The organism is Enterobacter cloacae complex sp. IR5422 (genome assembly GCF_049238165.1).
GTDB lineage: Bacteria > Pseudomonadota > Gammaproteobacteria > Enterobacterales > Enterobacteriaceae > Enterobacter > Enterobacter roggenkampii.
Genome location: NZ_JBMKHT010000113.1, coordinates 1 through 1,028 on the forward strand (window position 1 = coordinate 1; position 1,028 = coordinate 1,028).

Sequence of the window (1,028 nt, forward strand, 5' to 3'; positions counted from 1 at the left end):
CCTTCACGGATTGCGAAACGCAGACCGTCGTCCATCGCGATTGGGTGGATCAGCGTCACAACCATCTTGATGTTGTCGCCTGGCATTACCATCTCAACGCCTTCTGGCAGTTCGATGGTACCGGTCACGTCAGTAGTACGGAAGTAGAACTGTGGACGGTAGCCTTTGAAGAACGGAGTATGACGGCCGCCTTCGTCTTTGGACAGGATGTACACTTCAGATTCGAACTTGGTGTGTGGCTTGATTGAGCCTGGCTTCGCCAGAACCTGACCACGTTCGATTTCTTCACGTTTGATACCACGCAGCAGAACACCAACGTTCTCACCAGCACGGCCTTCGTCCAGCAGTTTGCGGAACATTTCAACGCCAGTACAGGTAGACTTCGCAGTCTCTTTGATACCAACGATTTCAACTTCTTCACCAACTTTGATGATACCGCGCTCTACACGACCGGTAACAACGGTACCACGACCGGAGATGGAGAATACGTCTTCGATTGGCAGCAGGAATGGCTTGTCAATCGCACGCTCTGGTTCTGGGATGTAAGAATCCAGGAAGCCAGCCAGTTCGATGATTTTCGCTTCCCACTCTGCGTCGCCTTCCAGCGCTTTCAGAGCAGAACCACGAACGATTGGGGTATCGTCGCCTGGGAAATCGTACTGAGACAGCAGTTCACGAACTTCCATCTCTACCAGTTCCAGCAGCTCTTCGTCATCAACCATGTCGCACTTGTTCAGGAACACGATGATGTAAGGAACGCCTACCTGACGACCCAGCAGGATGTGCTCACGAGTCTGAGGCATTGGGCCGTCAGTCGCAGCAACAACCAGGATCGCGCCGTCCATCTGCGCAGCACCGGTGATCATGTTTTTAACATAGTCGGCGTGGCCTGGGCAGTCTACGTGTGCGTAGTGGCGAGTCGGGGTGTCGTATTCAACGTGGGAAGTGTTGATGGTGATACCACGAGCTTTTTCTTCTGGTGCGTTATCGATCTGGTCGAATGCACGAGCAGAACCACCGTAGGTTTT

Annotated in this window: 1 protein-coding gene; it reads right to left on the reverse strand. The window is 52.9% G+C overall.

Going from position 1 to position 1,028, the window contains the following annotated elements; translation table 11 throughout:
* A partial coding sequence (gene tuf / locus ACOTXT_RS22455; protein WP_025912577.1) for an elongation factor Tu occupies positions 1 to 1,028 on the reverse strand: 1,028 nt, incomplete at both ends.